21 protein-coding genes and 4 tRNA genes are annotated in these 26,620 nt (G+C 60.9%); 15 read left to right on the top strand and 10 right to left on the bottom strand.

From position 1 onward, the window contains the following. Positions 1-562: 562 nt before the first annotated feature. The 6 genes from kdpF (at position 563) to HX811_RS30775 (ending at position 8,700) form a co-directional block, all read left to right on the top strand. Positions 563-661 carry a K(+)-transporting ATPase subunit F gene (gene kdpF, locus HX811_RS32355; RefSeq protein WP_003219423.1) on the top strand — a complete coding sequence of 33 codons (99 nt, stop codon included), beginning with the start codon at positions 563-565 and terminating at the stop codon, positions 659-661. A 108-nt stretch (positions 662-769) separates the two neighbouring features. Beyond that, a complete protein-coding gene (gene kdpA / locus HX811_RS30795) occupies positions 770-2,476 on the top strand; it encodes a potassium-transporting ATPase subunit KdpA (RefSeq protein ID WP_003219425.1) in 1,707 nt (568 codons plus the stop codon). Positions 2,477-2,486: 10 nt separating this feature from the next. Next, positions 2,487-3,146, top strand: a complete 660-nt coding sequence (kdpC, locus tag HX811_RS30790) for a K(+)-transporting ATPase subunit C (RefSeq protein WP_177048682.1) — start codon at positions 2,487-2,489, stop codon at positions 3,144-3,146. Positions 3,147-3,157: 11 nt separating this feature from the next. Next, complete coding sequence (kdpB, locus tag HX811_RS30785) at positions 3,158-5,230, top strand: potassium-transporting ATPase subunit KdpB (protein ID WP_177048679.1); 2,073 nt, start codon at positions 3,158-3,160, stop codon at positions 5,228-5,230. A 129-nt stretch (positions 5,231-5,359) separates the two neighbouring features. Continuing rightward, positions 5,360-8,011 (top strand): sensor histidine kinase KdpD, encoded by a 2,652-nt coding sequence (locus HX811_RS30780; protein WP_177048677.1) that lies wholly within the window; start codon positions 5,360-5,362, stop codon positions 8,009-8,011. Next, complete coding sequence (locus tag HX811_RS30775; RefSeq protein ID WP_177048675.1) at positions 8,008-8,700, top strand: response regulator; 693 nt, start codon at positions 8,008-8,010, stop codon at positions 8,698-8,700. Before HX811_RS30780 ends, HX811_RS30775 begins: the two co-directional genes overlap by 4 nt. Here HX811_RS30775 and HX811_RS30770 read toward each other — a convergent pair. Further along, positions 8,660-9,583 carry a LysR family transcriptional regulator gene (locus HX811_RS30770; RefSeq protein ID WP_177048673.1) on the bottom strand — a complete coding sequence of 308 codons (924 nt, stop codon included), beginning with the start codon at positions 9,581-9,583 and terminating at the stop codon, positions 8,660-8,662. The two genes, HX811_RS30775 and HX811_RS30770, sit on opposite strands and share 41 nt — an antisense overlap. A gap of 105 nt (positions 9,584-9,688) precedes the next feature. On the opposite strand from HX811_RS30770, the gene HX811_RS30765 reads away from it, so the two are divergent. Together HX811_RS30765 and HX811_RS30760 are read left to right on the top strand one after the other, a co-directional pair. Further along, a complete protein-coding gene (locus HX811_RS30765) occupies positions 9,689-11,227 on the top strand; it encodes an MFS transporter (protein WP_256344489.1) in 1,539 nt (512 codons plus the stop codon). Further along, a complete protein-coding gene (locus HX811_RS30760) occupies positions 11,202-11,972 on the top strand; it encodes an APH(3')-II family aminoglycoside O-phosphotransferase (protein ID WP_177048671.1) in 771 nt (256 codons plus the stop codon). Before HX811_RS30765 ends, HX811_RS30760 begins: the two co-directional genes overlap by 26 nt. An 84-nt stretch (positions 11,973-12,056) precedes the next feature. Here the strand turns inward: HX811_RS30760 and HX811_RS30755 are convergent. Beyond that, positions 12,057-12,133: transfer RNA gene (locus HX811_RS30755), tRNA-Asp, on the bottom strand. A 19-nt stretch (positions 12,134-12,152) separates the two neighbouring features. Continuing rightward, positions 12,153-12,228, bottom strand: a tRNA-Val gene (locus HX811_RS30750). A gap of 201 nt (positions 12,229-12,429) precedes the next feature. Here HX811_RS30750 and HX811_RS30745 point away from each other — a divergent pair. The 3 genes from HX811_RS30745 to HX811_RS30735 all read left to right on the top strand — a co-directional run bounded on the left by HX811_RS30745 (position 12,430) and on the right by HX811_RS30735 (position 16,422). Then, positions 12,430-12,948, top strand: coding sequence for a sigma-70 family RNA polymerase sigma factor (locus HX811_RS30745; protein WP_008430460.1), 519 nt, complete (start codon positions 12,430-12,432; stop codon positions 12,946-12,948). 7 nt (positions 12,949-12,955) lie between these two features. Then, entirely contained in the window at positions 12,956-13,936 is a 981-nt protein-coding gene (locus HX811_RS30740; RefSeq protein WP_177048669.1) for a FecR family protein, read from the top strand. 77 nt (positions 13,937-14,013) lie between these two features. Then, positions 14,014-16,422: a TonB-dependent siderophore receptor gene (locus HX811_RS30735; RefSeq protein ID WP_177048667.1), complete on the top strand. Its 2,409-nt coding sequence runs from the start codon at positions 14,014-14,016 to the stop codon at positions 16,420-16,422. A gap of 147 nt (positions 16,423-16,569) precedes the next feature. Here HX811_RS30735 and HX811_RS30730 read toward each other — a convergent pair. Beyond that, positions 16,570-16,646: transfer RNA gene (locus HX811_RS30730), tRNA-Asp, on the bottom strand. A gap of 19 nt (positions 16,647-16,665) precedes the next feature. Beyond that, a tRNA-Val gene (locus HX811_RS30725) sits at positions 16,666-16,741 on the bottom strand. A gap of 161 nt (positions 16,742-16,902) precedes the next feature. Here HX811_RS30725 and rdgC point away from each other — a divergent pair. The 3 genes from rdgC to sugE all read left to right on the top strand — a co-directional run bounded on the left by rdgC (position 16,903) and on the right by sugE (position 19,364). Beyond that, positions 16,903-17,823, top strand: coding sequence for a recombination-associated protein RdgC (gene rdgC, locus HX811_RS30720; protein WP_008430455.1), 921 nt, complete (start codon positions 16,903-16,905; stop codon positions 17,821-17,823). Between the two features lie 155 nt (positions 17,824-17,978). Next, complete coding sequence (locus HX811_RS30715; protein WP_003212369.1) at positions 17,979-18,944, top strand: bile acid:sodium symporter family protein; 966 nt, start codon at positions 17,979-17,981, stop codon at positions 18,942-18,944. 105 nt (positions 18,945-19,049) lie between these two features. Next, complete coding sequence (gene sugE, locus HX811_RS30710; protein WP_003190128.1) at positions 19,050-19,364, top strand: quaternary ammonium compound efflux SMR transporter SugE; 315 nt, start codon at positions 19,050-19,052, stop codon at positions 19,362-19,364. Positions 19,365-19,442: 78 nt separating this feature from the next. Here the strand turns inward: sugE and HX811_RS30705 are convergent, their stop codons facing one another. From HX811_RS30705 to HX811_RS30685, 5 genes are all read right to left on the bottom strand, one after another. Further along, on the bottom strand, positions 19,443-20,924 hold the full coding sequence (locus tag HX811_RS30705; protein WP_177048666.1) for a M91 family zinc metallopeptidase: 1,482 nt from the start codon (positions 20,922-20,924) through the stop codon (positions 19,443-19,445). A gap of 176 nt (positions 20,925-21,100) precedes the next feature. Next, the gene (locus HX811_RS30700) at positions 21,101-22,975 is read right to left on the bottom strand and encodes an MFS transporter (protein ID WP_008430445.1); all 1,875 of its coding nucleotides are present in this window, start codon (positions 22,973-22,975) and stop codon (positions 21,101-21,103) included. Positions 22,976-23,044: 69 nt separating this feature from the next. Then, a complete protein-coding gene (locus HX811_RS30695) occupies positions 23,045-24,199 on the bottom strand; it encodes a TDT family transporter (protein WP_177021156.1) in 1,155 nt (384 codons plus the stop codon). Between the two features lie 106 nt (positions 24,200-24,305). After that, complete coding sequence (locus HX811_RS30690; RefSeq protein WP_102606155.1) at positions 24,306-24,617, bottom strand: cupin; 312 nt, start codon at positions 24,615-24,617, stop codon at positions 24,306-24,308. A gap of 41 nt (positions 24,618-24,658) precedes the next feature. After that, positions 24,659-25,852, bottom strand: a complete 1,194-nt coding sequence (locus tag HX811_RS30685; protein ID WP_003212382.1) for an MFS transporter — start codon at positions 25,850-25,852, stop codon at positions 24,659-24,661. A 91-nt stretch (positions 25,853-25,943) separates the two neighbouring features. Between HX811_RS30685 and HX811_RS30680 the strand changes: the two genes are divergently transcribed. Then, positions 25,944-26,489 (top strand): TetR/AcrR family transcriptional regulator, encoded by a 546-nt coding sequence (locus HX811_RS30680; protein WP_087695266.1) that lies wholly within the window; start codon positions 25,944-25,946, stop codon positions 26,487-26,489. Positions 26,490-26,620: the final 131 nt, after the last annotated feature.

Here is a 26,620-nt window from a genome sequence, read left to right as displayed (position 1 = left end):
CAGCGAGGCGCCGACAGGCGGGGCAGAGCGCTTTGGTTACTTTGCCGCTTTTGCAAAGTGACTCGCTGTAAGAGCGAAACCATAAGTAGCCGTTACCTAAAAAACGGATATACACCCAACAGCACCGTAAAGAACCCGTATAGATTCACCCCCAGCCGTAACGTTTAAGTCGTCTCTATTGAGCAACTAATCCCCCCTCCACTACTGTGACCTCCACCCCAATAACCCCCGCAGGAAGTCATCGTGGAAAGTTCAACGTTAGGCATGATCGTCCTCTCAATGATCGCCCTGTTCGGCGCCGCCGCGTTTTGCTTCGAACAACTCGCCACCCGCGAATCAAAGAAAAAGAAAGCCAAATAAGCTGATCATCAAAAGCAGCAAAACCCCAGTGCTTCAAGGGATACCCCGCCCCCGGGTTATCCCTTTTTTCCGTTCGCCCACCCCACCCTCCTCTATACACCGTCTTAATGCCCAAACCCGCAATCAGTGCCCGAACTTGATACCCAACCTCTTAACCTCCCCGCGTCCGCAATCGCGGCTTATTAATCAGGGGAGTTCCACCGTGCTCACACTCAAGTTCATCTATATCGCCAGCGGCCTATGCGCCGTCGGGCTGTTCGCTTATCTGGGCTACGCCCTCATTCGCGCCGAAAAGTTCTAGGGAGCCCCACCATGTACGACATGATTTTTGTAGGCCTCTCCCTGGTGTTTTTCGCCGCGACAACCATGGCCATTGTCGCCATGGGCAAGATTTGAACGGAGCCTCGACATGCTAAGCACTTTGCTGGAATTTGCGCTGGTCCTGGGGTTGATGACCGGGCTCGCCGTGCTGATGGGCAAGTGGCTGACCCGGGTGTTTACCGGAACCCGCCACGCCCTGCCGGAACGTTATACCTATCGCCTGCTGGGCATCGACCCGCTGGAAACCATGAGCTGGGCCCGCTACGGTTCGGCCCTGTTGCTGTCGAACGCCGCGATGATGCTGCTCGGCTATCTCATCCTGCGGTTACAGGCCGTCATGCCGATCAACCCACTCGGGCTGGCCGCGCAAACCCCGGACTTGGCGTTCAATACCGCCGCTTCCTTTATCACCAACACCAACTGGCAGGCGTACTCGGGCGAAACCAGCCTGTCGAACTTCAGCCAGATGGCAGTAATCACCTTCCTGATGTTCGTCGGCGCCACCTCGGGCGTGGTCGCCGCAGCCGGTTTTATCCGTGGACTGAGTCGCTCAAGCTCGGCGGATATCGGCAACTTCTGGGTCGACTTCACCCGCACCCTGTACCGCGTGATGCTGCCGCTGTGCGTGGGCATGGCTCTGGTGTATGTGTGGCAAGGCATGCCGCAGACCTTTTCCTCCCAAGCCCTGGCCACCACCCTGGAAGGCGCGCAGCAACAACTGATTGTCGGCGCCGTGGCGAGCTTTGAATCGATCAAGCATATCGGCACCAACGGCGGCGGCTTCTTCAGCATGAACGCCGCGCACCCGTTCGAAAACCCGACCCCGCTGACCAACGCCCTGCACATCCTCAGCATGTTGCTGATCCCGTCGGCGCTGACCTACACCTTCGGCAGCATGCTGCTGCAACGCCGTCAGGGCTGGGTGTTTTTCGGCACCTTCCTGGTGATGTTCTTAGGCTTTCTCGCTCTGGTGTATGGCGCCGAGCAAAACGGCAACCCCCTGCTGACCCAGGCCGGTGCCAACCAGACGCTGTCCATCGAGCAAAGCGGCGGCAATATGGAAGGTAAGGAGCTGCGTTTCGGCATTGCCGACAGCAGCCTGTTTATCGCCACCACCACCGCGGCCACCACCGGTTCGGTCAACGCGATGCATGACTCATTGACCCCCATGGGCGGCTTCGTGCCCCTGGCGCAGATGATGCTCAACTGCGTGTTCGGCGGCGACGGCGTGGGCTTTATCAACCTGATCCAGTACGCGCTGCTGACGGTGTTCCTGGTAGGCATGATGATCGGCCGCAGCCCGGAATTCCTCGGCAAGAAGATCGAGGCCCGGGAGATGAAACTGGTGATGCTCTCGGTGCTCGCGCACCCCATCAGCATCCTCGGGTTCACCGCCCTCGCCGCTCTGTGGCCCGACACCATGGCCAGCCTGAATAACCTCGGCCCCCACGGTTTCAGCGAGGTGCTCTACGCCTACACCTCGGGCACCGCCAACAACGGTTCGGCGTTCGCCGGGCTGAACGCCAATACGCCGTTCTTCAACACCACCATTGGCCTGGCGATGCTGGTCGGGCGCTTCTTCACCATGCTGCCGATGCTCGCCGTGGCCGGTTCCCTGGCGATGAAAAAGACCGTGCCTGCCGGCGCCGGCACCATCCCCACCGCAACCCCGCTGTTCATGGTGCTGGTGGTGTTTGTGGTGCTGGTGGTGGGTGGCCTGACTTTCTTGCCGGCGCTCGCGCTCGGCCCGCTGGTGGAGCAACTGCAGTTGCTGTCCGGCCAGACGTACAACTAAGGACACGTTGATGACGACTCAATCGATATTCAAAGGGCTGTTGCGCCCGGTGCTGGTTTCGGCGGTGTTTTTCATGGCGCTGACCGGCCTCGCCTACCCGGTCTTCACCACCTTTGCCGCGCAGTTGCTGTTCCCGTTCCAGGCCCAGGGCTCGCTGATTGAACGCGACGGTTTGGTGATCGGCTCGGCGTTGATCGGCCAGGACTTCACCAGGCCCGGCTACTTCCACGGCCGCCCGAGCATGACCCTCGGTGCCGACCCGCAAGACCCGAGCAAAAGTGTCTCCCAGCCGTACAACGCCGGTTCCAGCGGCGCCAGCAACCTGGGCCCTACCAGCCAGAAACTGGTGGACCAGGTCACGGCCCGGGTTAAAGCCTACCGCCAGGACAACGGCCTCGCCGCCGACGCCCAGGTGCCGGTGGATGCGGTCACCGCTTCCGCCTCCGGCCTGGACCCGCATATCTCCGTGGCCAACGCACGCATCCAGCTGGCCCGGGTCGCCCGCCTGCGACAGATCCCCGAAGCCGAACTGCTGCAACTGGTGAACGAAAACACCGCGGAACGCACCCTGGGTTTGCTCGGCGAACCACGGGTCAATGTGCTGCAACTCAACCTCGCGCTGGACGCCCGCCTGCCTCTGCGCCAGCCCCCCATTGCGGCCAGTGAGTAAGAGATTCCCCCATGATCAAGAATGCTCGTTTACCTCTGTTTGATCGCGCCATCGTGCTCACCGCCTGCGGGGATGCGTTCAAGAAACTGCTGCCCCAGGCGCAGTGGAAAAACCCGGTGATGTTCGTCGTGTACCTGGGCAGCATCCTCACCACGCTGCTGTGGTTCCAGTCCCTGGGTGGCCAGGGTGAAGCGCCCAGCGGCTTTATCCTCAGCATCTGTTTGTGGCTGTGGTTTACCGTGCTGTTCGCCAACTTTGCCGAGGCCCTGGCCGAAGGCCGCAGCCGTGCCCAGGCCGCCAGCCTGCGCGGGATGAAGCGCCAGACCCTGGCCAAGTTGCTGCAACAACCCAAACACGGCGCCGCATGGCTGCCGACCGAAGCCACGCTGTTGCGCAAAGACCAGGTGGTGTTGATCGAAGCCGGCGACCTGGTGCCGCTGGACGGCGTGGTGATCGAAGGCGTGGCCTCGGTGGATGAAAGCGCAATCACCGGCGAATCGGCACCGGTGATTCGCGAGGCCGGCGGCGACTTTTCCTCGGTCACCGGCGGCACGCGGGTGCTGTCGGACTGGCTGGTGGTGCGCATCAGCGTCAACCCGGGCGAGTCGTTCCTCGACCGCATGATCTCGATGGTCGAATCCGCCAAGCGCCAGAAGACCCCCAACGAAGTCGCCCTGACGATTTTGCTGGTGGGCCTGACCCTGTTGTTCCTGCTGGTGATCGCCACGCTGAGCCCGTACTCGATCTTCGCCGTGGCCATGAGTGGCAGTGGCAACGTGATCAGCGCCACGGTGCTGGTGGCGTTGCTGGTGTGCCTGATTCCCACCACCATCGGCGGCCTGCTCTCGGCCATCGGCGTGGCGGGCATGAGCCGCATGATGTCGGCCAATGTGATCGCCACTTCCGGCCGCGCGGTTGAGGCGGCGGGTGACATCGACGTGTTGCTGTTGGACAAGACCGGCACCATCACGTTGGGCAATCGCCAGGCCAGCAGTTTCCTGCCGGCACCGGGAGTCAAGGAAGCTGAACTGGCCGACGCGGCGCAACTGGCGTCCCTGGCCGACGAAACCCCGGAAGGCCGCAGCATCGTGGTGCTGGCCAAGCAGAAGTTCGACATCCGCGCGCGGGACATCAACGCCCTCGGCGCGAGCTTTGTGCACTTCACTGCACAGACCCGCATGAGCGGCGTCGACCTGCCCGAAGGCCGCGGTATTCGCAAGGGTGCAGCGGATGCCATCCGCAGTCATATCGAAGCGCTCGGCGGGAGCTTTCCGGCTGCATTGCAGGCCAAGGTCGACGAAGTATCGCGTCGCGGCAGCACCCCGCTGGTGGTCTCGGACGGGGCAAAAGCACTCGGCGTGGTGGAGCTCAAGGACGTGATCAAGGGCGGCATCAAGGAGCGCTTCGCCGAACTGCGGCGCATGGGCATCAAGACCGTGATGATCACCGGCGACAACCGCCTGACCGCCGCCGCGATTGCGGTGGAAGCCGGCGTGGATGACTTCCTCGCCGAGGCGCGCCCGGAAGACAAGCTGCAACTGATCCGCGACTACCAGGCCCAGGGCAAGCTTGTGGCCATGACCGGCGACGGCACCAACGACGCCCCGGCACTGGCTCAGGCCGACGTGGCGGTGGCGATGAACAGCGGCACCCAGGCAGCGAAAGAGGCCGGCAACATGGTCGACCTCGACAGCAACCCGACCAAGCTGATCGAAGTGGTCGAGGTGGGCAAACAAATGCTGATGACCCGTGGCGCGCTCACCACCTTCAGCGTGGCGAATGACGTGGCGAAATATTTCGCGATCATCCCGGCGGCGTTTGTCGCGACCTATCCGCAGCTCGGCGCGCTGAACGTGATGCACCTGACCAGCCCCAACTCGGCGATCCTCAGTGCGGTGATTTTCAACGCGTTGATCATCGTGGCGCTGATTCCCTTGGCCCTGCGCGGCGTGACGTACCGGGCGATTGGCGCGGCGGCGTTGCTCAATCGCAACCTGCTGATCTATGGCCTGGGCGGGGTGCTGGTGCCGTTTGCCGGGATCAAGTTGATTGACCTGGTGCTGACCGGGCTGGGTCTCGTGTAGCACCGCAAATCCAATGTGGGAGCGGGCTTGCTCGCGAATACGGAGTGTCAGCCAACTCGTCTGTCACTGACACACCGCTTTCGCGAACAAGCCCGCTCCCACCATTGAACCGCATTGACCAGGAATGACATGCCCGCATTAAACGAAGAACGCCCCGACCCCGACGCCCTTCTCGCCCGGGTCCAGCAGGAAGAACAGGCCGCCTTGCGCGGCAAACTGCGTATCTACTTCGGCTCCAACGCCGGGGTGGGCAAGACCTGCGCCATGCTTGACGCGGCGCAACGGGAAGTCAGCCTGGGCCGCGACGTACTCGCCGGTGTGGTGGAAACCCACGGCCGCCAGGAAACCGCCAAGCTGCTCAACGGCCTCGAACAACTGCCCCGCGCCCACCGCCTGCATCACGATTTCACCCTCACCGAATTCGACCTCGACGCCGCCCTGCAACGCCATCCCGCCGTGCTGCTGGTGGATGAACTGGCCCACAGCAACGTGCCCGGCTCGCGCCACCCGAAACGCTGGCAAGACGTGGAAGAACTGCTCAGCGCCGGCATCGATGTGTGGACCACCCTCAACGTCCAGCACCTGGAAAGCCTTAACGATCTGGTGAGTGGGATCATCGGCATTCGCGTGCGGGAAACCGTACCGGACCACGTGTTCGACAATGCCCACGAAGTGGTCGTCGTGGACCTGCCGCCGGATGATCTGCTGCAACGCTTGAAGGACGGCAAGGTGTACCTGGGCCCTCAGGCCGAACGTGCGTCGCGGCACTTTTTCCGCAAGGGCAACCTGCTCGCCCTGCGGGAACTGGCCCTGCGCCGCACGGCCGACCGGGTCGACACGCAGATGCGCGTGTACCGTCGCGAACAGTCGATCAAGACCCTGTGGCCCGCCCGCGAGCGATTGCTGGTAGGCGTGGCCGGTGACGCCGGTGATGAACGCCTGGTGCGAGAAGCCGCGCGCCTGGCGCAAAAGCTCGAGGCGGACTGGATCGTGGTGCACGTCGCCGCAGCCCAGGGCCGCGGCGCCAAGCGTTATCTCACGGCGATGAAAACCCTGGCGCTGGCCAGCGAATTCGGCGCCGACACCGCGACATTGCCGGGCATGGACGTCGCCGAAGCACTGGCCGCCTGTGCCCGGGAACACAACGCCAATCGCCTGGTGCTCGGCCATCACCCGCGCCGGGCATGGCGGTTCTGGCATCAGTCGGTGAGCGACCGGATCAGCCGGCACCATCCGCAGATCGACCAGATCGTGATCGCCCATGGCATGTTGCCAGGCACTGTTCCTGCCATTGAAAAACCTACGCCAGCGCCCGGCAGAACCCTGGCCTACCTCTGGTCCACACTCGCCTGTTTCACCGCCAGCGCCATCGCCGCGCTGCTGCTGCAGGTGTTCGACCTGGCCAACGTGGTGATGCTGTTCCTGCTCACGGTGGTGCTGGTGGCCCTGCGGTTTGGACGCGGCCCCGGCGTGTGGGCAGCGATGCTCGCGGTGCTGTGTTTCGACTTCTTTTTCGTCCAGCCGCGCTACTCGTTTACCGTCAACGACACCCAGTATTTCTTCACCTTCGCGTTGATGCTCGGCATCGCCCTGATCACCGGGCAGCTCACCGCACGCCTGCGCCACGAAGCGCGCACCGCCGCCGCTCGAGAACGCCGCGCCACGTCCCTGGCGCGTCTGGCCCGGGACCTGTCGGCCGCGTTGACCGTGGAGCAGATCAGCGAAGTGGCGCTGCGCACTTTCAGCGGCGTGTTCGAGGCACGGGTCGGCCTGGCCTTGCCGGACGCCGCCGACGGCGTGCACAGCGTGGGCGCAGGTGGGCTGCCGATCGACGACAGCATCGCCCAATGGACCTACGACCACGGCCAGTCCGCCGGCCAGGGCACCGACACCTTGTCCGCCGCCAAGGGCTGCTACCTGCCGCTCAAGGCGCCGATGCGCGTGCGCGGTGTGCTGGTGCTGGAACTGGCGCAAAGCGAGCGCCTCAACGAGCCCGAAGAGCGCCGCCTGCTGGAAGCCTGCATGAGCCAATTGGCGATTGCCCTGGAGCGCGTGCACTTCGTCGAAGTGGCGCAAAGCACGATGGTGCAGATGGAAGGCGAGAAAATGCGCAACACCTTGCTCGCGGCGATTTCCCACGACCTGCGCACCCCCCTGACCACACTGATCGGCGCCGCCGACACCGCCCTGCCCCATGCGCCGCCGGGGCCGCTGACCGCGTTGCTGCACGGTATTCATGAGCAGGCGACTTCGATGCAACGCCTGATCGAAAACCTGCTGGACATGGCCCGCATGCAGGAGCGCGGTGTGCGACTCAACCGGCAATGGCATCTGCTGGAAGAGATCGTCGGCAGCGCCCTGCGCCAGTTGCGTGAACCACTGGCCCGGCATGTGGTGAACACGACGCTGGACCCGCAATTACCGCTGGTGGAAGTCGACGCGCTGCTGATCGAACGGGTGCTGGTCAACCTGCTGGACAACGCCGCCAAATACACCCCGCCTGGCACGGTCATCACCGTTACCGCCCGTTCCGTTTCCGACAGCATCCTGCTGGAAGTCAGCGACACCGGCCCGGGCAGCGCGCCGGCCAATCTGTTCGAACCGTTTGCCCGTGGCCAGCAGGAATCCTCGGTCGCCGGAATCGGCTTGGGGCTGGCCCTGGCCAAACGCATCGTCGAAGCCCACGGCGGGCGCATCGAAGCCAGACCCGGCAGCGAGCGCGGCATGCATTTCGTCATCACTTTACCGGCGGGTACTCCGCCCCCAATGGACGCCCTATGAGCACTGCACGCATTCTGATTGTTGAAGACGAGGCCAACATCCGCCGTTTTGTCGGCATCGCCCTGCAGGATGAGGGCTTCCAGGTGTTCGAGGCCGACAGCGTCAAACGCGCGTTGATCCACGCTTCCAGCCGTCAGCCGGACCTGGTGATCGTCGACCTCGGCCTGCCGGACGGCGACGGCAAACAGCTGATCAGCGAGCTGCGGGGATGGCTGGCGGTGCCGATCCTGGTGTTGTCGGCACGGGATCGCGAAGAGGAAAAAGTCGCCGCCCTGGACGCCGGCGCCGATGACTACCTGACCAAACCCTTCGGCGTACCCGAGTTGCTCGCGCGCATCCGTGCGCAACTGCGCCGTCATGGGCAGACCGGCACCGTGGCGGCCACCAGCAAGGTGGCGTTTGGCGATATCGAGGTGGACCTGGCGACCCATGAAATATGGCGCCAAGGCCTGCCGGTGCACCTGACGCCCATCGAATACCGCCTGCTGTGCGCGATGATTCGCGGGCAGAGCCGGGTGCTCACCCATCGGCAATTATTGCTCGAGGTGTGGGGCCTGGATTACGTGGACCGCGCCCACTACCTGCGGGTGCACATGGCGCACCTGCGGCAGAAGCTGGAGGCGGACCCGGCCCAGCCGCAGTACTTCATCACCGAGTTGCAGGTGGGCTACCGGTTGGTAGGCTTGTGAACAGGTGCGCGGCGGCGAAGTCGACAAACACGCGGATCTTCGGCGAGAGATGCCGGCTGGATGGCCACAGGGCCCAGAACTGGCCCTGGTCATCGGAATGGCCGTCGAGCACGGTTTCCAGCTGGCCTTGGGCGAGTGCTTCGCGGGCCAGGAAGTCTGGCACGTAGGCAATCCCATGGCCGTCCATCGCGGCCCGGAGCATGGCCTCCATGTTGTTCAGGGTCAGCGCGGTGGGCAGGCGCAATTGGGTGATGGCCGGGTTGGCGGACAAGGTCCAGTCCATGATTTTGCCGGTGGTGGCGAAGCGGTAACGCAAGCACGGGTGATGCTCCAAATCGCTCAGGGACTCTGGCCGACCGTTGGCCCGCAGGTACTCGGGTGACGCGCACAGCACAAACCTGAACGGTCCCAATTTGCGGGCCATCAGGGTCGAGTCCGCCAGACCGCCGCTGCGGATGACCACGTCGAAGCCCTCCTCGATCACATCCACCAGATGGTCGTTGAAATCCAGCTCCAGCTCGATCTCGGGGTAGGCTTTGCGGAACGCCATCATGTGCGGAAAGAGAAAGCGATAACCGATGGTGGGCAGGCTGACCCGCAGTTTGCCCCGGGGTGCCTGCATCGCATGGGAAAGCATGGCGCGGGCGTCTTGCAGGTCGTCGAGAATCTTCCGACTGCGCTCGTAGAACAATTGGCCTTCGGCGGTGAGGCTGACCTTGCGCGTACTGCGGTGCAACAGCCGCACATTCAGTGACGCCTCAAGCTTGGCGACATTCTTGCCCACCGCCGAAGCGGAAATCCCCATCGCCCGGGCCGCGCCGGTGAAGCTCAGGGCTTCCGCGGTTTTCACGAAGGCGATCACGCCGCTCAGGTTATCGGTCACGTCATTGCATCCATCAAGTCCGTTATGAAAGGAATGTTAGCCCGTTTATCCATGATTACATCCTGATTAGAGTCTTTTAATCTTCTGACTCACGGGAATGCCCTTATGACCACTACAACGGAATCTGCGCCCGCCCATGGCCGATATTCCAACCTGGCGGCCATTTGCCTGGCCGCCCTGGTATTGCCCATGAGCTTTACCGGGGGCGCCGTCGCCACGCCCTTTATCGGCCAGGCATTTGCCGCCCAGCCCAGCCAACTGGCGTGGATCACCAACGCATTCATGCTGAGTTTCGGCAGCCTGTTAATGGCCGCCGGCACCCTCGCCGACCTCTATGGGAGAAAGCGTCTTTTCTTGTGGGGCATGGCGCTGTTTACCGTGGTCTCCTTGCTGCTGGCAGTGGCACCGGGGATTTTCTGGCTGGATGTGTTGCGTGGCGTGCAGGGCGTCGCGGCGGCTACGGCATTGGCCAGTGGCTGTGCGGCGCTGGCCCAGGAGTTTGACGGCCATGCCCGCACCCGCGCCTTCAGCTTGCTGGGCACCACATTCGGTGCTGGCCTGGCGTTTGGGCCATTGCTGTCGGGGTTGCTGATCGAGCACTGGGGCTGGCGCTCGATTTTTCTCGGCACTGCATTATTGGCCGGTATTTCGCTGCTGTTTGCCGCGCCCAAAATGCGTGAAAGCCGCGACCCGCAAGCGCTGCGGCTGGACACCGCTGGTGTACTGACGTTTTCCGCGATGCTGGTGGCCCTGACCACGGCGGTGATCCTCGCGCCGGAGCACGGCTGGACGTCGCCGCTGGTTGATGCCCTGCTGATCGCGGCGGCGGTGTTTTTGCTGGTGTTTATCCTCGTCGAAAACCGCTCCAGCCAACCGATGCTGGAGCTGCGGCTGTTTCGCTTCCCGCGTTTTATTGGCGTGCAGCTCCTGCCGATCGGTACCTGCTACTGCTACATCGTGCTGATCGTGTTGCTGCCCCTGCGGTTTATCGGTGTGGAAGGCGCCAGCGCGCTGGACGCGGGTTTGATGATGCTCGCGTTATCGGCACCGATGCTGGTGGTGCCGATGATCGCCGCATCGCTGACGCGCTGGCTCTCAGCAGGACTGTTGTGTGCCATTGGCTTGCTGATCGCGGCGGTGGGCCTGTGGGGATTAAGCCTGGCCAACCAGCCTGCGCAGACCATAGCCGCAATGCTGGTCATCGGGATCGGCACCGGGCTGCCGTGGGGTTTGATGGATGGTTTGGCGATCAGCGTGGTGCCCAAGGAGCGTGCGGGAATGGCGGCGGGGATTTTCAACACCACCCGCGTGGCCAGTGAAGGCGTGGCGCTGGCGATCACGATGGCGGTATTGGGCGCATTGGTGGCACATCACCTGAAGGGTCGCGCAGGGGCCGACGTGTCAGTGATTGCCCAAGGCCTGGTCATGGGCAACGTGCAACTGGCCTCGGCCGCCCTTCCGCTGGAAGCACTGCGCAGCGCCTACATCGCGGGGTTCAACACGTTGCTCCAACTACTGGCCGGTTTCACGCTGGTCACGGCCTTGGTGGTCTTGGTGTTTTTACGGCGCCAGGATGCGCTGGATGGAAGCAATACGAAGAAAATGGAAGAATGCGCGCATGACTATTCCAAAAAAATGGCGTGACCAATTCCCTGACGCACTCATCGAGCCACAGACCATTGGCGAGTCGGGAGCTGACGTCTTCCGCCTGCGCTGCGGCAACGGTGAGGACCTGTTCCTGAAATCCGAGCCCATCGGCCCCCTCGCCGAGTTGCCCGACGAGATCGAGCGGCTGCGCTGGCTCCGGCAATCGAACTTGCCTGGGCCTGCCGTGCTGGATGTGCTCACGGAACACTATCGCCACTGGCTGCTGATGAGCGCCGTCCCGGGGCAGGATCTGGCCAGCGCCAGCGACTTGTCTGCGCCGCAGGTCATCCGCCTGGTGGCGAGCGCACTGCGCAGCCTGCACCAGGTGCCGATTGCACAGTGCCCGTTCGACCACTCGCTGGAACACCGTATTGCGGCCGCCGGTAATCGCGTGAACGCAGGGCTGGTTGACGAGACCGACTTCGACGATCAACGCCTGGGCCGAGCCGCCACGGATGTATTCGCCGAACTGCTGTCGACGCGCCCCGCCGCCCATGACCTGGTCGTGACCCACGGCGATGCCTGCCTGCCAAACTTCATGGCTGAGGGCGATCACTTCAGTGGTTTCATCGACTGTGGTGGCCTGGGGGTCAGTGACCGTTATCAGGACCTGGCACTCGCGGCCCGCAGCATCGAGCGCAATCTCGGAGTGGCCTGGGTGGCGCCGTTCTTCGAGCAGTACGGCGTCGCACCCGATCAGCAGCGCATCGCGTTCTACTGCTTGCTGGACGAGTTCTTCTAAACCCAAACCCCAGACAGCAAAAAGCCCGCTCAATGAGCGGGCTTCCTGTGGTACCTGGCGTTCAGCGTTCCAGGTGACCGAATATGGCGCAGCGGACGGGACTCGAACCCGCGACCCCCGGCGTGACAGGCCGGTATTCTAACCGACTGAACTACCGCTGCGCGTAACACATAAAGCGAATGGTGGGTGATGACGGGATCGAACCGCCGACATTCTGCTTGTAAGGCAGACGCTCTCCCAGCTGAGCTAATCACCCTTCACTTTCGGTGTGGGGCGCATTCTATAGCATTTTTCCGTAATGTCATGATTTAAATGCAATTTATTTAAAATATTTTGTCTTCGACCCCGCGCACCCCGCAAAACCGGCGCTTTGGGTGCAAACGCGAGTCTATTGCGTTTGCCCAAGCCTTGGCCCCACAATTAACAATTATTCTCAATAACACCTGGGCCGGGCCTTATGTCTGTGGGTGAACCGCCGTTCCAACGGGAGATTACCGAGCTGTACAGCGAGCATCACGGCTGGCTGTTCACTTGGTTGCGCCGAAAACTGGGCTGTACCCATAACGCCGCCGACGTCGCGCAGGACACCTTCGCGCGGATTCTGCACGCCCGCGAGTCGGTGACCGCCATCCGCGAACCCCGCGCCTATTTAAGTACCACCGCCAGGCGGCTGATCATCGACCAGGCACGGCGCAAGCAGATTGAGCACGCCTACCTTCAGGAATTGATGCTGACGGTGGAAACCCTGGAAGGTTTCCAGTCGCCCGAACAGATCCACACCACCCTGGAAGCCCTCGAGCACATCGCCTTCATGCTGGAAGGCATGCACGACAATATGCGCCAGGCGTTTGTGCTGTATTACCTCGAAGACCTGACCCAGCAGCAAATCGCCCGACAACTGAAGCTGTCGGAACGTACGGTACGCAAATACCTGATCCAGGCCCTGCTGCATTGCAGCCACAGCGTGGACATCTGAGCCGCGCATGCCCGACTCTCGCCAACAGATCGATGAACAAGCCGCCGAATGGATGATTCGCCTGCACGAAGGTGAATTGACCGAGGCCCAGCGCCAGGCGTTCGAGCGCTGGAAGCAGCAAGGCCCGCAACACGCCGCATCAGCAGCGCGCATGGAAGATGTGATTGCGCGGATGCAGGCCCTGCGCGGGCAAAAGGCACCGGCCCGGGCGGCCTTGAGTGCGGCCTTTCCCCGGCATGGGAAGGCGCGCAAAAACTACGTCCGCGCGTTGGTACTGGCCTGCAGCCTGGGCCTTCCCGCCATGGCGCTGCTCTACAGTCCTTATCCACAACAATGGATGGCCGATGTGCACAACGGCCCCGGCGAATGGAAAACCCTGCGGCTGGCGGACGGCTCGACGCTGACCCTGAACGGCATCAGTGCGGCGAATCTGCATTTCGACAGCCGGCAGCGCCGCATCGAATTGCTGCAAGGCGAGATCCTGGTGGAAGTGGCCCACGATGGCGAACGGCCATTTGTGGTGCAGACCGCCCAAGGCACCCTGCGCGCCCTGGGTACGCGATTTGTGGTCAGGCGCGAGGGTGACGTTACGGTGCTGAGCATGCTCGAATCCCGCGTTGCCGCCCAAAGCGCGAATGGCCAGCAGACGCTGGAAGTGGACGCCGGCTCACAGGCGCGACTCAGCAAAGATGCCGTGCGCCTCTCCGGCAGCATCGATACGGCGAGCATCAATGGGGCCTGGCGCCGCCATCAATTGGTGGTGGATAACCGACCGTTGCCGGAAGTGCTGGATGAGATCGCCCGGCACCGTTCGGGCCGCTTGCAGTTTGATCGCGCCGCACTGGCCAGTCTCAAGGTCTCGGCCGTACTTCCCCTGGATGACACCGACCGCACCTTGCAGATGCTGGCTCAAACCCTGCCGATCACGCTGAAAACCTTTACCCCATGGCTGATAATTGTCAGCCCGGATACCGAGAGCAAAAAATAATTATTCGCATTGCTTCCGCTTTTTTTCGGGTTGCCCGTCAAGGAAGGTATACCGATGACTAAAGGACTGCCCTCACCATGCCCTTCCCTTCCAAGCCTCGCAGACGCCTGCTGAGCAGCGCGCCGCTGACCCTCACACTGCTCGCGACGACGCTGCTCAATACCCATCTGGCCCAGGCCGACACGGTAAACGTTGCGGCCCAAGCCTACGACATACCTGCCGGGCCGCTGGGCGCCACACTCAACCAGTTCGCCCAGCAAGCGGGGGTGGCTATCGTGTTCCAGTCCCAGAACCTGCAGGGGCTCGCGGGCCCGGGACTCAAAGGCACTTATAGCGTGGAGGCCGGGTTTGAAAAGCTGCTGCGTGGCAGTGGTTATCGGGCAGTCAAAGGTGATCAGGTCTACGCACTGGAAGCCAACCCTACCCCCACCGGCGCCGTGGAGCTGGGGGCGACGCAGATCAGCGCCAACCAACTCGGCACCATTACCGAAGGCTCCGGCTCTTACACCCCCGGCACCATCGCCACCGCTACCCGCCTGGTGCTGACGCCACGGGAAACTCCGCAATCGATCTCGGTGGTCACCCGCCAGGCCATGGATGACTTTGGCCTCAACTCCATCGACGACGTGATGCGCCATACCCCGGGCATCACCGTGGCAACGTATGACAGCGACCGTACCAGCTATTACTCCCGCGGCTTCGCGATTCGCAACTTCCAGTACGACGGTATTCCTATCCTGCAAGACCCGCAGTATTCGTCCGGCCATACCCTCACCGACATGGTGATCTATGACCGGGTAGAAATCCTCAAGGGCGCCACTGGCCTGCTCACTGGCGCCGGTGGCCCTGGTGGCACCATCAACATGATCCGCAAGAAACCTACCCAGGAATTCAAGGGCCATATCGACCTTGGCGCCGGTTCCTGGGACAACTACCGATCGGAAGTTGACGTCAGCGGTCCCTTGACCGAAACCGGGAACATCCGCGGCCGAGCCGTGGCGGCCCATCAAGACAAACACTCCTTCATGGACCATTACCAACGCAAAACCAGCGTCTACTACGGCATCCTGGAGGCGGACCTGTCGCCGGATACCCTGCTGACCGTGGGCGCGGACTATCAGGATAATGACCCCAAAGGCTCAAGCTGGACCGGCAGTGCCTCGCTGTATGACGAATCCGGCAATCGCATTGGCTCCAAGCGCTCATTCAACAACGGGCCACGGTGGAGCAGTTGGCAGCAGTACACGCGCACCGCCTTTGCCACCCTTGAACACAGCTTCGAAAATGGCTGGGTCGCCAAAGGTCAGTACAACCATCAAATCAACGGTTACAACGCCCCCCTGGGTTTCGTGAGCCCAGGTTTGCCCTCAGTGCTGGCGCGCAAATACACAGGTGAAACCGTCAGCGACAGCGCCGACCTTTACACCTCTGGCCCCTTCGACCTGTTTGGCCGAGAACACCAGTTGGTGGTTGGCACCTCGGTTTCCCGCTCCCACTGGAAAGGCAAGGACTACACCAACGCCAGCCTGCCCAACAATAACTTCGACTATTACAACTGGAACGGCGACATCCCGAAGCCGGACTGGGGCGAAGTCACCAACAAAAACGATGAAATCACCCGCCAGACCGGCAGCTACATGACCGCTCGCTTCAGCCTCACGGACGATCTTTCGCTGCTGCTGGGCACGCGCGTTGCAGACTTCCAGGTCACCGGCACCAGTGATACGAAAAAAAGCGGCAAGGTCTTGCCCTATGCAGGCCTGGTATACGACCTGAACGACAACGTGTCGGCCTACGCCAGTTACACGGAAATTTTCCTGCCGCAGTCGTTCAACCGTGATCGCAACAACAAATTGCTGGAGCCGGATGAAGGCAAGAACTACGAAGTGGGGCTCAAAGGTGAATTCTTCGAAGGGCGCCTGAATTCCAGCATCGCCTACTTCGAGGTTCACGAAAAAAACCGCCCCGAGGAAGATACGGAGTACAACGCCAACCCAACCAACCCCGCTCGCGACTACGCCTATAAGCCGATCACTTCGAAAACCAAGGGTTATGAGGCGGAAATCTCTGGCGAACTGGCACCCGGCTGGCAGTTGCAGGCAGGCTACACCCACAAGATTGCCCGTGATGAAAGCGGCAAGAAGGTATCGACCTGGGAGCCGGAAGATCAGGTCAATGTCTATACCAGCTACAAGCTGACCGGCAGCCTCGACAAACTCACCCTCGGCGGCGGCGCGCGTTGGCAGGGTCAAGGCTGGCAGGTACTGAGCAACTGGGCCAAGGGCGGCGCTCAAGAAAAATTTGCCCAGGATCCCTACTGGCTGGTGGACCTGATGGCCCGCTATCAGATCACCGACAGCGTGTCGGCGACCGTCAACGTCAACAACGTGTTCGACAAGTCGTATTACACCAACATCGGCTTCTACAACTCGTCGTACTATGGCGACCCTCGCAACGTAATGGTCAGTACCCGCTGGGATTTCTAAACCCAATCAAAAACGCCCCCGATCACTGCACATGATCGGGGGCGTTTTTTAGACCGGCGGTTTTAGCAAACCCCAGACAGCAAAAAGCCCGCTCAATGAGCGGGCTTCCTGTGGTACCTGGCGTTCAGCGTTCCAGGTGACCGAATATGGCGCAGCGGACGGGACTCGAACCCGCGACCCCCGGCGTGACAGGCCGGTATTCTAACCGACTGAACTACCGCTGCGCGTAACACATAAAGCGAATGGTGGGTGATGACGGGATCGAACCGCCGACATTCTGCTTGTAAGGCAGACGCTCTCCCAGCTGAGCTAATCACCCTTCACTTTCGGTGTGGCGCGCATTCTACGGAGCGACCCATGGTCTGGCAAGCACTTTCTTAAATAATTTTTTTCAGGCCTTCCAATGGCTTAGCGAGGGTTGGCCTATGACGCCATGAGGAGAATAATGCCCCCCTTTGTATATAAGGAGAGACTCACCCCATGTGGTTCAAAAACCTGCTTATCTATCGCCTGACCCAAGATCTGCCTGTTGATGCCGAGGCGTTGGAAACTGCACTGGCCACCAAACTGGCGCGCCCTTGTGCAAGCCAGGAGTTGACCACTTACGGTTTCGTCGCCCCTTTCGGCAAAGGCGAGGACGCGCCACTGGTGCACGTCAGCGGTGATTTCCTGCTGATCGCTGCGCGCAAGGAAGAACGTATCCTGCCGGGTAGCGTGGTGCGTGATGCGGTGAAGGAAAAGGTCGAAGAGATCGAAGCCGAGCAAATGCGCAAGGTCTACAAAAAGGAACGCGACCAGATCAAGGATGAAATCATCCAGGCCTTCCTGCCGCGCGCGTTCATCCGTCGCTCGTCGACCTTCGCCGCCATCGCGCCAAAACAGGGCCTGATCCTGGTGAACTCCGCCAGCCCGAAACGTGCCGAAGACCTGCTGTCCACCCTGCGTGAAGTGATCGGCACCCTGCCGGTACGTCCGCTGACCGTGAAAACCGCGCCAACCGCCATCATGACCGACTGGGTCACCACCCAGAAACCGGCCGATGACTTCTTCGTCCTCGACGAATGCGAACTGCGCGACACCCACGAAGACGGCGGCATCGTGCGCTGCAAACGCCAGGACCTGACCGGCGAAGAGATCCAGCTGCACCTCACCACCGGCAAAGTCGTGACCCAATTGTCCCTGGCCTGGCAGGACAAGCTGTCCTTCATGCTGGACGACAAAATGACCGTCAAGCGCCTGAAGTTCGAAGACCTGCTGCAGGATCAGGCGGAACAGGACGGCGGCGACGAAGCACTGGGCCAGCAGGACGCCAGCTTTACCCTGATGATGCTGACGTTTGGCGACTTCCTGCCGGCGTTGGTTGAGGCACTGGGTGGCGAAGAGACCCCACAAGGTATCTAAAGCCTTGTGAAGATCAAAATGTGGGAGCGGGCTTGCTCGCGAATGCGTCCTTTCAGTTGATATCTTCCTGGCTGACACACCGCATTCGCGAGCAAGCCCGCTCCCACATTTGATCGCATGCGCACTTCCAAAATCGAATAACAAGGACCAACCCCATGCGTGCACTCGCCGCCTTGAGCCGTTTCGTCGGCAATACCTTCGCCTACTGGGTGCTGATTTTTGCCGTGGTTGCGTTCCTGCAACCCGCCTGGTTTCTCGGCCTCAAAGGCGCCATCGTGCCGCTGTTGGGCCTGGTGATGTTCGGCATGGGGCTGACCCTCAAACTTGAAGATTTCGCTGAAGTCGCGCGCCATCCGTGGCGCGTGGCATTGGGTGTGGTCGCGCATTTCGTGATCATGCCCGGCGTGGCCTGGCTGCTGTGCCAGGTCTTTCACCTGCCACCGGAAATTGCCGTCGGTGTGATCCTCGTCGGCTGCTGCCCGAGCGGCACGTCGTCCAACGTCATGACCTGGCTGGCCCGAGGCGACCTGGCCCTGTCGGTGGCCATTGCCGCCGTCACTACCCTCCTCGCTCCGCTGCTGACGCCCGCGCTGATCTGGCTGCTGGCCTCGGCCTGGTTGCCGGTGTCGTTCATGGAGTTGTTCTGGTCGATCCTGCAAGTGGTACTGCTGCCGATCGTGTTGGGCGTGGTGGCGCAGCGCTTGCTGGGCGCCCGGGTACGTCATGCGGTGGAGGTGTTGCCGCTGGTGTCGGTGGTCAGCATCGTGGCGATCGTCGCCGCCGTGGTGGCGGCCAGCCAGGCGAAGATTGCCGAGTCGGGCCTGCTGATCATGGCGGTGGTGATCCTGCATAACACCTTTGGCTTCCTGCTGGGCTATTTCACCGGCCGTGTGTTCGGGCTGCCGCTGGCACAACGCAAATCCCTGTCGCTGGAAGTGGGCATGCAGAACTCCGGCTTGGGCGCCGCACTGGCAAGTGCGCATTTCTCGCCGCTGGCGGCGGTGCCGAGTGCGCTGTTCAGCGTCTGGCACAATATTTCCGGGGCACTCCTGGCTACGTACTTCCGGCGAATGAGCGAAAAGGAAGACCGCGAATTGTTGGCGGGCAAGTCCGAAACTTGATCACCTGATCAATATTCGGCACTCTACCGGGCTTCGCGGGGACGACCCTGCGACGCAATCAAGCGCTTAATCCGGGGACGACCCCACCTAAGAAGGGAGGTCATCATGTCCTGGATCATTCTGTTTTTTGCCGGACTGTTTGAAGTCGGCTGGGCCGTCGGACTGAAGTACACCGACGGTTTCAGCAAGCCACTGCCCACGGCCCTGACGATTGCCGCCATGGCCGTCAGCCTCGGACTGTTGGGGCTGGCCATGAAGGAACTGCCGCTGGGCACCGCCTATGCCATCTGGACCGGAGTCGGTGCGGTGGGCACGGTGATTGCCGGGATTATCCTGTTCGGGGAGTCCATGGCGTTGTTTCGACTGGCCAGTGTGGCGTTGATTATCTGTGGGCTGATCGGGCTCAAGATCAGCGCCTGAGCCACTCACCGGCAATAAAAACAAGGTGGACTTAATAGTCCACCGAGTACGGCACGCTATTTACTACTCTGTGATGCATCAGACGTCATAGTAGCGTTCACGCGGTTCTTTCCCCCATTCCTTGTAAAGTGCATTTTCGTTATACGGCTCCGGGTTTGTACTGGTAGGGGGCGTTGAGGGGTCATTATCAAAATCATAAGGTTCACCGTCCGTTGGTAACCCAACGGCTTGCCGCTCCAAATTTGGCTCACGAGTTGGCCTGCGGGGATCGCTAGTTTCTGGCGGTACTTCAGTTTCTCCGGGCAAGAACTTACCGTCGACACCGTCGTACGCATGGGCGAACTCATGGAACAGGGTTGAGACGCCTGGACGCTCGTACTTGTCCATAATGAACGAAGGGTTGTAGGAGACTGTTGCATCATCAGCCGGCATACCTGGCGTGTTATTAGTGATGAATCCGTGTTGCGAATCTTGAGGTGGGTGCTCATTGAGTGGTTGTAAGTCCTTACGTCCGTACTTATAAAAGATACCCTCCGACTCTGGCACCTTCTCTATTTTTATCGGCGCGGGAGTCTTGTCTAACGCCCCAAGCATTTTTTGCCCTACTGGAGAACCCCGAAAAAACTCTAAATCATCTTCAACGCGCTGCTTGAACTCACCATCCCCTTTAACCTCAAACGCTTTTTTACCAACGTCAGACGGCGTCACCTCAACGAACTTAGAGTTCCCCGTGCGTTTTATAGTGTCGTCTTTCTTGCCGTAAACAATATCCTTATCAGATACTGAATTAACCGTATCCTGCCCCTTGCCGGTATAAATTGTATTCTGACCAGCACCACCATCTACAACATCATTTCCCTTTCCGCCATTCATGACGTTCTTCCCACCGCCTCCACGCAGCGAATCATTGCCGCTGCCACCGTCCATGTAAGTGCCACCACCTGCTCCCCGCAACTTGTCGTTGCCGTTACCCCCATACATGACGCTATATGCCGAGCCTCCGGTGATCGTGTCATCCCCATCGTTGCCCTCGGCATACCCGACACCGCTGCCCAATTGAATGGTGTCATTACCAACACCGCCGTAGACATTGGTCCTGCCGCCTCCAGCGTTGAATCGATCGTTGCCGGCTCCCAGCTTGACGCTGACGGGCACTTTTACGTCGTCGTCAATAGTGACATTGTCGTCTCCGCCGTTGCTTTGGATCTCAAGATGCTGCTGACCATTACTCTTGGTATCGAAAGGAATGTCGTAGGTCTTGCCATTAATCTCGGCGGTCAATCCTCCATCAGCCGAATTTTTAATATGAATTTTGTCCGCGCTGTCACCCGTCTTAATCGTTAACGCCTGGTCTTTTGGCGGGGAGAAAAAACCACGCCCGCCGCCCCTAACACTTAAATCTATCTGGACCCCACCTTCATTGAATGGCATATTCGGGATGATCTTTATCGGCGCAGAAGGCTCGCCCTGTTTATCCTGTAACTTATCGGAGGGTGCTGTAGAAAGAGTATGTAAAGGCGGTTGTAAAGCGGGAGGGTTAGTACTCAATTGCATGTTCATCGAAAATCATCCTTAGCGTTAGACAACTACGATGACTGCGTGGCAATTAGAAAGAAATGGTTCCGCAGGATGAGTGATTTATTACCCAAAACTACAAACTGCAAGCGTTGTCCCACATCAAAGTCAGTCCCTGCCCAGGCCCTTCAGCGCAGAAGGTCCTGAGCACCAGAACTTGACTACTTGAGATCACCCCTCAACGTGCCAACCAGACCATGCAACGCCTCTGGCGTCGCCGCCTCTACCGTCACCGGCGCGCCGGCCACCAGGGTCACTCGCGACCAGATCCGGTGGAAGAAGCCCTTGTTCGGATCGCGACTGAAGAAACTCCCCCACAACCCCTGCAACGCCATCGGAATCACCGGCACCGGCGTCTCTGCAAGAATCCGCGTTACGCCGCTTCGGAACTCGTTCATCTCGCCATCGGAGGTCAATTTTCCTTCCGGGAAGATGCACACCAGCTCGCCGTCCTTAAGGTAGTGGGCAATCCGCTGGAAGGCCTTTTCGTAGATCTGGATGTCCTCATGCCGCCCGGCAATCGGAATCGCCCCGGCAGTGCGGAAGATAAAGTTCAAAACCGGCAGGTTGTAGATCTTGTAGTACATGACAAAACGAATCGGCCGACGCACCGAACCGGCAATCAACAGCGCATCGACAAACGACACGTGATTGCACACCAGCAACGCCGCGCCCTCGTCCGGGATCAGCTCGAGGTTCTTGTGCTCGACGCGGTACATGGAATGGCTGAGCAGCCAGATCATGAAACGCATGGTGAACTCGGGCACGATCTTGAAGATGTAGGTGTTGACCGCGATGTTCAGCAGCGACACCACCAGGAACAGCTCGGGAATCGACAGCTTGGCCACGCTCAACAGCAGGATCGAGACGATCGCCGAGACCACCATGAACAGCGCGTTGAGAATGTTGTTGGCCGCGATCACCCGCGCCCGCTCGTTCTCGGCGGTACGCGACTGGATCAACGCGTACAGCGGCACGATATAGAAGCCGCCGAATACGCCGAGGCCAAGGATATCGAACAACACCCACCACGCCTGGCCGTAACTCAGCACGGCGATCCAGTCGTTGGCCTGGACGTTCTGCGGGAAGCCGCCGGAATGCCACCACAGCAGCAGGCCGAAAACGGTCAAACCGAACGAGCCGAACGGCACCAGGCCGATCTCGACTTTGCGCCCGGAGAGCTTTTCGCACAGCATCGAACCCAGTGCGATGCCCACCGAGAACACCGTGAGGATCAGCGTTACCACAGTCTCGTCGCCGTACATCCATTCCTTGGCGTAGGCCGGGATTTGCGTCAGGTAGATCGCGCCGACAAACCAGAACCACGAGTTGCCGACAATCGAGCGCGACACCGCCGGTGTCTGCCCCAGGCCGAGCTTCAAGGTGGCCCAGGACTGACTGAAGATATTCCAGTTCAGGCGCATCTCGGGGCTGGACGCCGCCGCGCGCGGAATGCTGCGGCTGGCCAGGTAGCCCAGCACCGCAATGCCGACGATGGCCGTCGAGACCACCGGCGCGTAATGGGTGGACGACATCATGATCCCGGCGCCAATGGTGCCCGCGAGGATCGCGAGGAACGTGCCCATTTCCACCAGGCCATTGCCGCCCACCAGCTCATCTTCGTGCAGGGCCTGGGGCATGATCGAGTATTTCACCGGCCCGAACAGCGCCGAGTGCGTGCCCATGGCAAACAGGGCCAGCAGCATCAGCTCCAGGTGGTTGAACATGAAACCCACCGCGCCCACGGACATGATCACGATCTCGCCGATCTTGATCACCCGGATCAGCGCGTCCTTGTTGAACTTCTCGCCAAATTGCCCGGCCAGGGCCGAGAACAGGAAGAACGGCAGGATAAACAGCAACGCGCAGAGATTGACCCAGATCGAGCGGTCGCCCTCGATGGTCAGCTTGTAGAGAATCGCCAGGATCAACGACTGCTTGAATATATTGTCGTTGAACGCACCAAGGGACTGGGTAATGAAGAACGGCAGGAAACGCCGTTTGCGCAGCAAAGTGAATTGCGAGGGGTGGCTCATCGTCCGTGTTCCTGCGTGGCCTGAAGGCTGTTATTGGTTTTTCCAGGCCACGACTTTACCTAATCCTGCTTACTTATTCGCTAGTCCTGCAATGCACGGCGATACAAAAAGCTCGCCTCTATAGGCGCCCTGCACCGTGCGCTTGGCGACGATCAGCCACATCAGCGCCAGCGCCGCCACCAACACGCAACCAACGATGCTGAAAAAACCCAGGTGCAAGGTGCTCGCCAGTTTCAACGTGGCCAGCGAGTACACGCCCAACGGGAAGGTGAATCCCCACCAGCCAAGGTTGAACGGAATACCGGCCCGCAGGTAACGCAGGGTGATCAGCACCGCGATCAGCATCCACCACAAGCCGAAGCCCCACAGGGTGATGCCTGCGACCAGGCCGATGCCGTTGGCCATCTCACCGACGCCGGGCAGACCGTTGGCGGCAAAGATGGCAGGTGCATCACCGCCCAGTACCAGCATGCCCAGGGCACCGGTGCCGATGGGACCTAGAGCCAGCCAGCTCGACGCGGCCATATTGGCGTGTGGCAGTTTATGCAGGGCCATGCGCAGCATCAGGATGGTCAGGATGCTGAACGCCACCGGCAGGGAAAACGCCCACAGCACGTAGCTGGTCACCAGCATCACCAGTTGCGAATGGGCGTCGGCCAGGTGCGGCGCCAGCAGGCCACCGCTGGCGGCGGCGACTTCCGCGGCCACCACCGGCAACAGCCACACGGCAGTCATCTGGTCGATGCTGTGTTCCTGGCGGGTGAACATCATGAACGGGATCAGCACCCCGCAGGCCAGGGCCATCGCGACGTCGAGCCACCACAGCACCTCGGCCAGTTGCACCACGCCATCCCCCCAGCGCGGCACGCCGAACAGCAGGAAGCCGTTGATAATGGTCGCCAGGCCCATGGGGATGGTGCCGAAGAACATCGACACCGTGGAGTGCCCGAAAATGCGCCGGGCCTCGTGGAAAAACATCACCCAGCGCGCCGCATACAGCACGCTGAACAACACAAACAGGCCAATGGTAAACAGCCACAGCCCTTCGGCCACGGCGTGCAGCCCCGCCAGGTTGACCGGCAATTGCGCCAGCGCCAACGCCAGCACTCCGGTGCCCATGGTGGCGGCAAACCAGTTGGGGGTGAACTGGCGAATCACTTCCCGGGGACGGGTCAGGTGACTGAAGGGTTTCAAGCTGCTGTGAAGCGTATTTGGGCAAGTCATGGTGTATTCCTCTTCCTCGCATGAGGTTGAGACCATGGTAGAACCGAATCGAATATCTATATAACGGGTAATATCTCTAACTGTTATCTGTTTCGTAGATATGTAATTAAACGCTGCCTTCGGTTTCAATCACCAGAATCCGTGCGGGGCCCTGTGGATGGGCCACATGCTCGGTGCCGACACTGGCGTAGAAGATGTCGCCTACCTGAAGCAAGGCCATCTGTTCGCTGCCGTTTTCGCGATAGTGCATCTGCACCTGGCCATCAAGCACCACGAACACCTCTTCGCCGTCATTCACGTGCCAGCGATACGGCTGGTCGGTCCAATGCAAGCGGGTGGTGATGCCGTTCATATTGGCGATGTCCAGCGCCTCCCAGGCGCGGGTGCCGGTGAATTCTTTGCTGCGGATGATCTTCATGGGTGAATCCCAAGGCGTAAGGGTGACGAATTATTACCGAATCAATTACCCGCCGTCGCCCTGCTCTTCGCCAAATCCTGCATTAGCAACGCCACCAACGCGCCGAGTGCCAATACAATCAGCACCACGCCATAACCGTCGGTGGTGGCGATCAAACCGAAGGTGCGCGTCAAGTTGCCCGCCAACAGCGACGGCACGCAGAACGCCAGGTAACTCAGCACATAGAACGCCGACATCAAGCCCGCCCGCTCATGGGGCAAGGCCAACGGCAAGACGCTGCGCAGCGCACCGAGGAATCCCGAGCCAAAACCACCGCCGGCGATCAGCGTGGCAATGAAGAACAGCGGCAGGCTGGCGCTGTGGACGGCCGTGAGGATCAGCGCAACACCCACCGCCAGCAGCACGGCGCCCAACCGCAGGACTTTGTCCGCCGGGCGGTTGCGCAGGCTGAAAATCATCACCGCCCCGCTCAGCGTCAACACCGCGACCAGCCCGCCGCCGATCAGGTTCGAGGTAGACCCGGTCGCCGCCCGCACCAGCGAGGGCGCCAGGGACAGATAAAAACCGCCCATGGCCCATACGGCTACGTCTACCGGCAACGAGATCCACAAGGCGCGTCGGGCCTGGGGCGGTACATGCAAGGTGGGCCATAGCGAGGCCAGGGCCCCCGGAATCCGGCTGACTGTCTCCGGCAGGCGCCAGACGTACAATGCCTGCAGGATCATCAACCCGAGCAGGGTCCAGTAAATCAACGTGGTCGGCATCGGCGCGAACTCCACCAGCAGGCTGCAGCCCATGGCCCCGCAGGCCATGCCCAGCAAAGGCGCTACGCTGTTGATCAGCGGGCCTTGCTGGCGGTCGGTGTCGAGCAATGCGGCGCCCAGTACGGCGGTGGCCATGCCGGTGGCAAAGCCTTGTACCGTGCGGGCGGCAATCAGCCAGCCGACGCTGTCGGCATTGATAAACAGCAACATCGCCAGCATATCGAGGAGCAGCGCGGCAAAAATTACCGGCTTGCGCCCCAGATGGTCCGACAGTGAACCCACGGTCAGCAATGCAGCCAGCAGGCTCAAGGCGTAAATGCCAAATACCAGGGTCAACATCGCCGCCGAAAAGTGCAGGCCCTCTTGATAGAGGTGGTACAACGGGGTCGGCGCGCTGGAGGCGGCGAGAAACGTCAGCAAGGTGATCGCCAGAAACACCAGGCTGGAACGATGAGAAGTAACGCTGGACATGGGCACGCTCCGCTAAAGCTAATATTTTGCTTTTGCGGAGTGTGCTACCGGATGGCGCTTAAAGCAAATTCTTTGTGTTAAGGTTTTACGCATGGCGATAAAAGAAGGGCTCCGCCCGGGGGGCCGTAGTGCCCGGGTCCAGGAATCAGTGCATTCGGCGGTGCGTGAATTGCTCGAAGAGCAGGACCGTTCCAGCGTGACCGTGCCGCAGATAGCCACGCGCGCCGGAGTGACGCCTTCGACCATCTACCGGCGCTGGGGTGACTTGGCGGCGCTGCTGGCCGATGTTGCGATGGCCCGTCTGCGCCCGGACAGTGAGCCGGCTGATACCGGCAGCCTGCGCGGAGACCTGCGGGCCTGGGGTGAGCAATACCGTGATGAGATGAGCTCGGACCTTGGCCGCGAGATGATGCGTGATGTGCAATGCAGTCAGGCGCCGGGGTATTGCGTGGGGATTCTCACCGGGCAGTTGGAGACGATCCTGGATCGGTACACCGACGACGCCGGGACACTTCCCAGCGTGGATCGGCTGATCAATTTGATTGTTGCGCCAACCGTTTTTCGTAATCTGTTTTCTACCGCGCCGCTTGAGGTTGAAGAACTGCATGAGCTGATTGAGTTGGCTTTGCTGCCGTAAGGTGGTTTGTGGGTTTGGGTTTGGGTGTATATCCGTTTTTTGGGTGATGGCTGAGATTGGTTCCGCTCTTACAGCGGCTCACTTTTGAACAGCGCAAAAGTAAGCAAAACGCTCTTGCCCCACCACTCGGC

This window comes from Pseudomonas sp. F8002 (assembly GCF_013385495.1).
Lineage (GTDB): Bacteria > Pseudomonadota > Gammaproteobacteria > Pseudomonadales > Pseudomonadaceae > Aquipseudomonas.
Note: the sequence above shows the minus strand (reverse complement) of the source record. Positions and strands in the feature narration are given on the sequence as shown.

Coding starts and splice junctions, on each gene's coding strand:
- kdpB (WP_177048679.1), top strand. CDS start 3,158: ATGATCAAGAATGCTCGTTTACCTCTGTTTGATCGCGCCATCGTGCTC.
- kdpA (WP_003219425.1), top strand. CDS start 770: ATGCTAAGCACTTTGCTGGAATTTGCGCTGGTCCTGGGGTTGATGACC.
- HX811_RS30745 (WP_008430460.1), top strand. CDS start 12,430: ATGTCTGTGGGTGAACCGCCGTTCCAACGGGAGATTACCGAGCTGTAC.
- rdgC (WP_008430455.1), top strand. CDS start 16,903: ATGTGGTTCAAAAACCTGCTTATCTATCGCCTGACCCAAGATCTGCCT.
- sugE (WP_003190128.1), top strand. CDS start 19,050: ATGTCCTGGATCATTCTGTTTTTTGCCGGACTGTTTGAAGTCGGCTGG.
- HX811_RS30775 (WP_177048675.1), top strand. CDS start 8,008: ATGAGCACTGCACGCATTCTGATTGTTGAAGACGAGGCCAACATCCGC.
- HX811_RS30705 (WP_177048666.1), bottom strand. CDS start 20,924: ATGAACATGCAATTGAGTACTAACCCTCCCGCTTTACAACCGCCTTTA.
- HX811_RS30715 (WP_003212369.1), top strand. CDS start 17,979: ATGCGTGCACTCGCCGCCTTGAGCCGTTTCGTCGGCAATACCTTCGCC.
- HX811_RS30780 (WP_177048677.1), top strand. CDS start 5,360: ATGCCCGCATTAAACGAAGAACGCCCCGACCCCGACGCCCTTCTCGCC.
- HX811_RS30765 (WP_256344489.1), top strand. CDS start 9,689: ATGACCACTACAACGGAATCTGCGCCCGCCCATGGCCGATATTCCAAC.
- HX811_RS30695 (WP_177021156.1), bottom strand. CDS start 24,199: ATGACTTGCCCAAATACGCTTCACAGCAGCTTGAAACCCTTCAGTCAC.
- HX811_RS30735 (WP_177048667.1), top strand. CDS start 14,014: ATGCCCTTCCCTTCCAAGCCTCGCAGACGCCTGCTGAGCAGCGCGCCG.
- HX811_RS30680 (WP_087695266.1), top strand. CDS start 25,944: ATGGCGATAAAAGAAGGGCTCCGCCCGGGGGGCCGTAGTGCCCGGGTC.
- HX811_RS30690 (WP_102606155.1), bottom strand. CDS start 24,617: ATGAAGATCATCCGCAGCAAAGAATTCACCGGCACCCGCGCCTGGGAG.
- HX811_RS30685 (WP_003212382.1), bottom strand. CDS start 25,852: ATGTCCAGCGTTACTTCTCATCGTTCCAGCCTGGTGTTTCTGGCGATC.
- kdpC (WP_177048682.1), top strand. CDS start 2,487: ATGACGACTCAATCGATATTCAAAGGGCTGTTGCGCCCGGTGCTGGTT.
- HX811_RS30700 (WP_008430445.1), bottom strand. CDS start 22,975: ATGAGCCACCCCTCGCAATTCACTTTGCTGCGCAAACGGCGTTTCCTG.
- HX811_RS30740 (WP_177048669.1), top strand. CDS start 12,956: ATGCCCGACTCTCGCCAACAGATCGATGAACAAGCCGCCGAATGGATG.
- HX811_RS30760 (WP_177048671.1), top strand. CDS start 11,202: ATGACTATTCCAAAAAAATGGCGTGACCAATTCCCTGACGCACTCATC.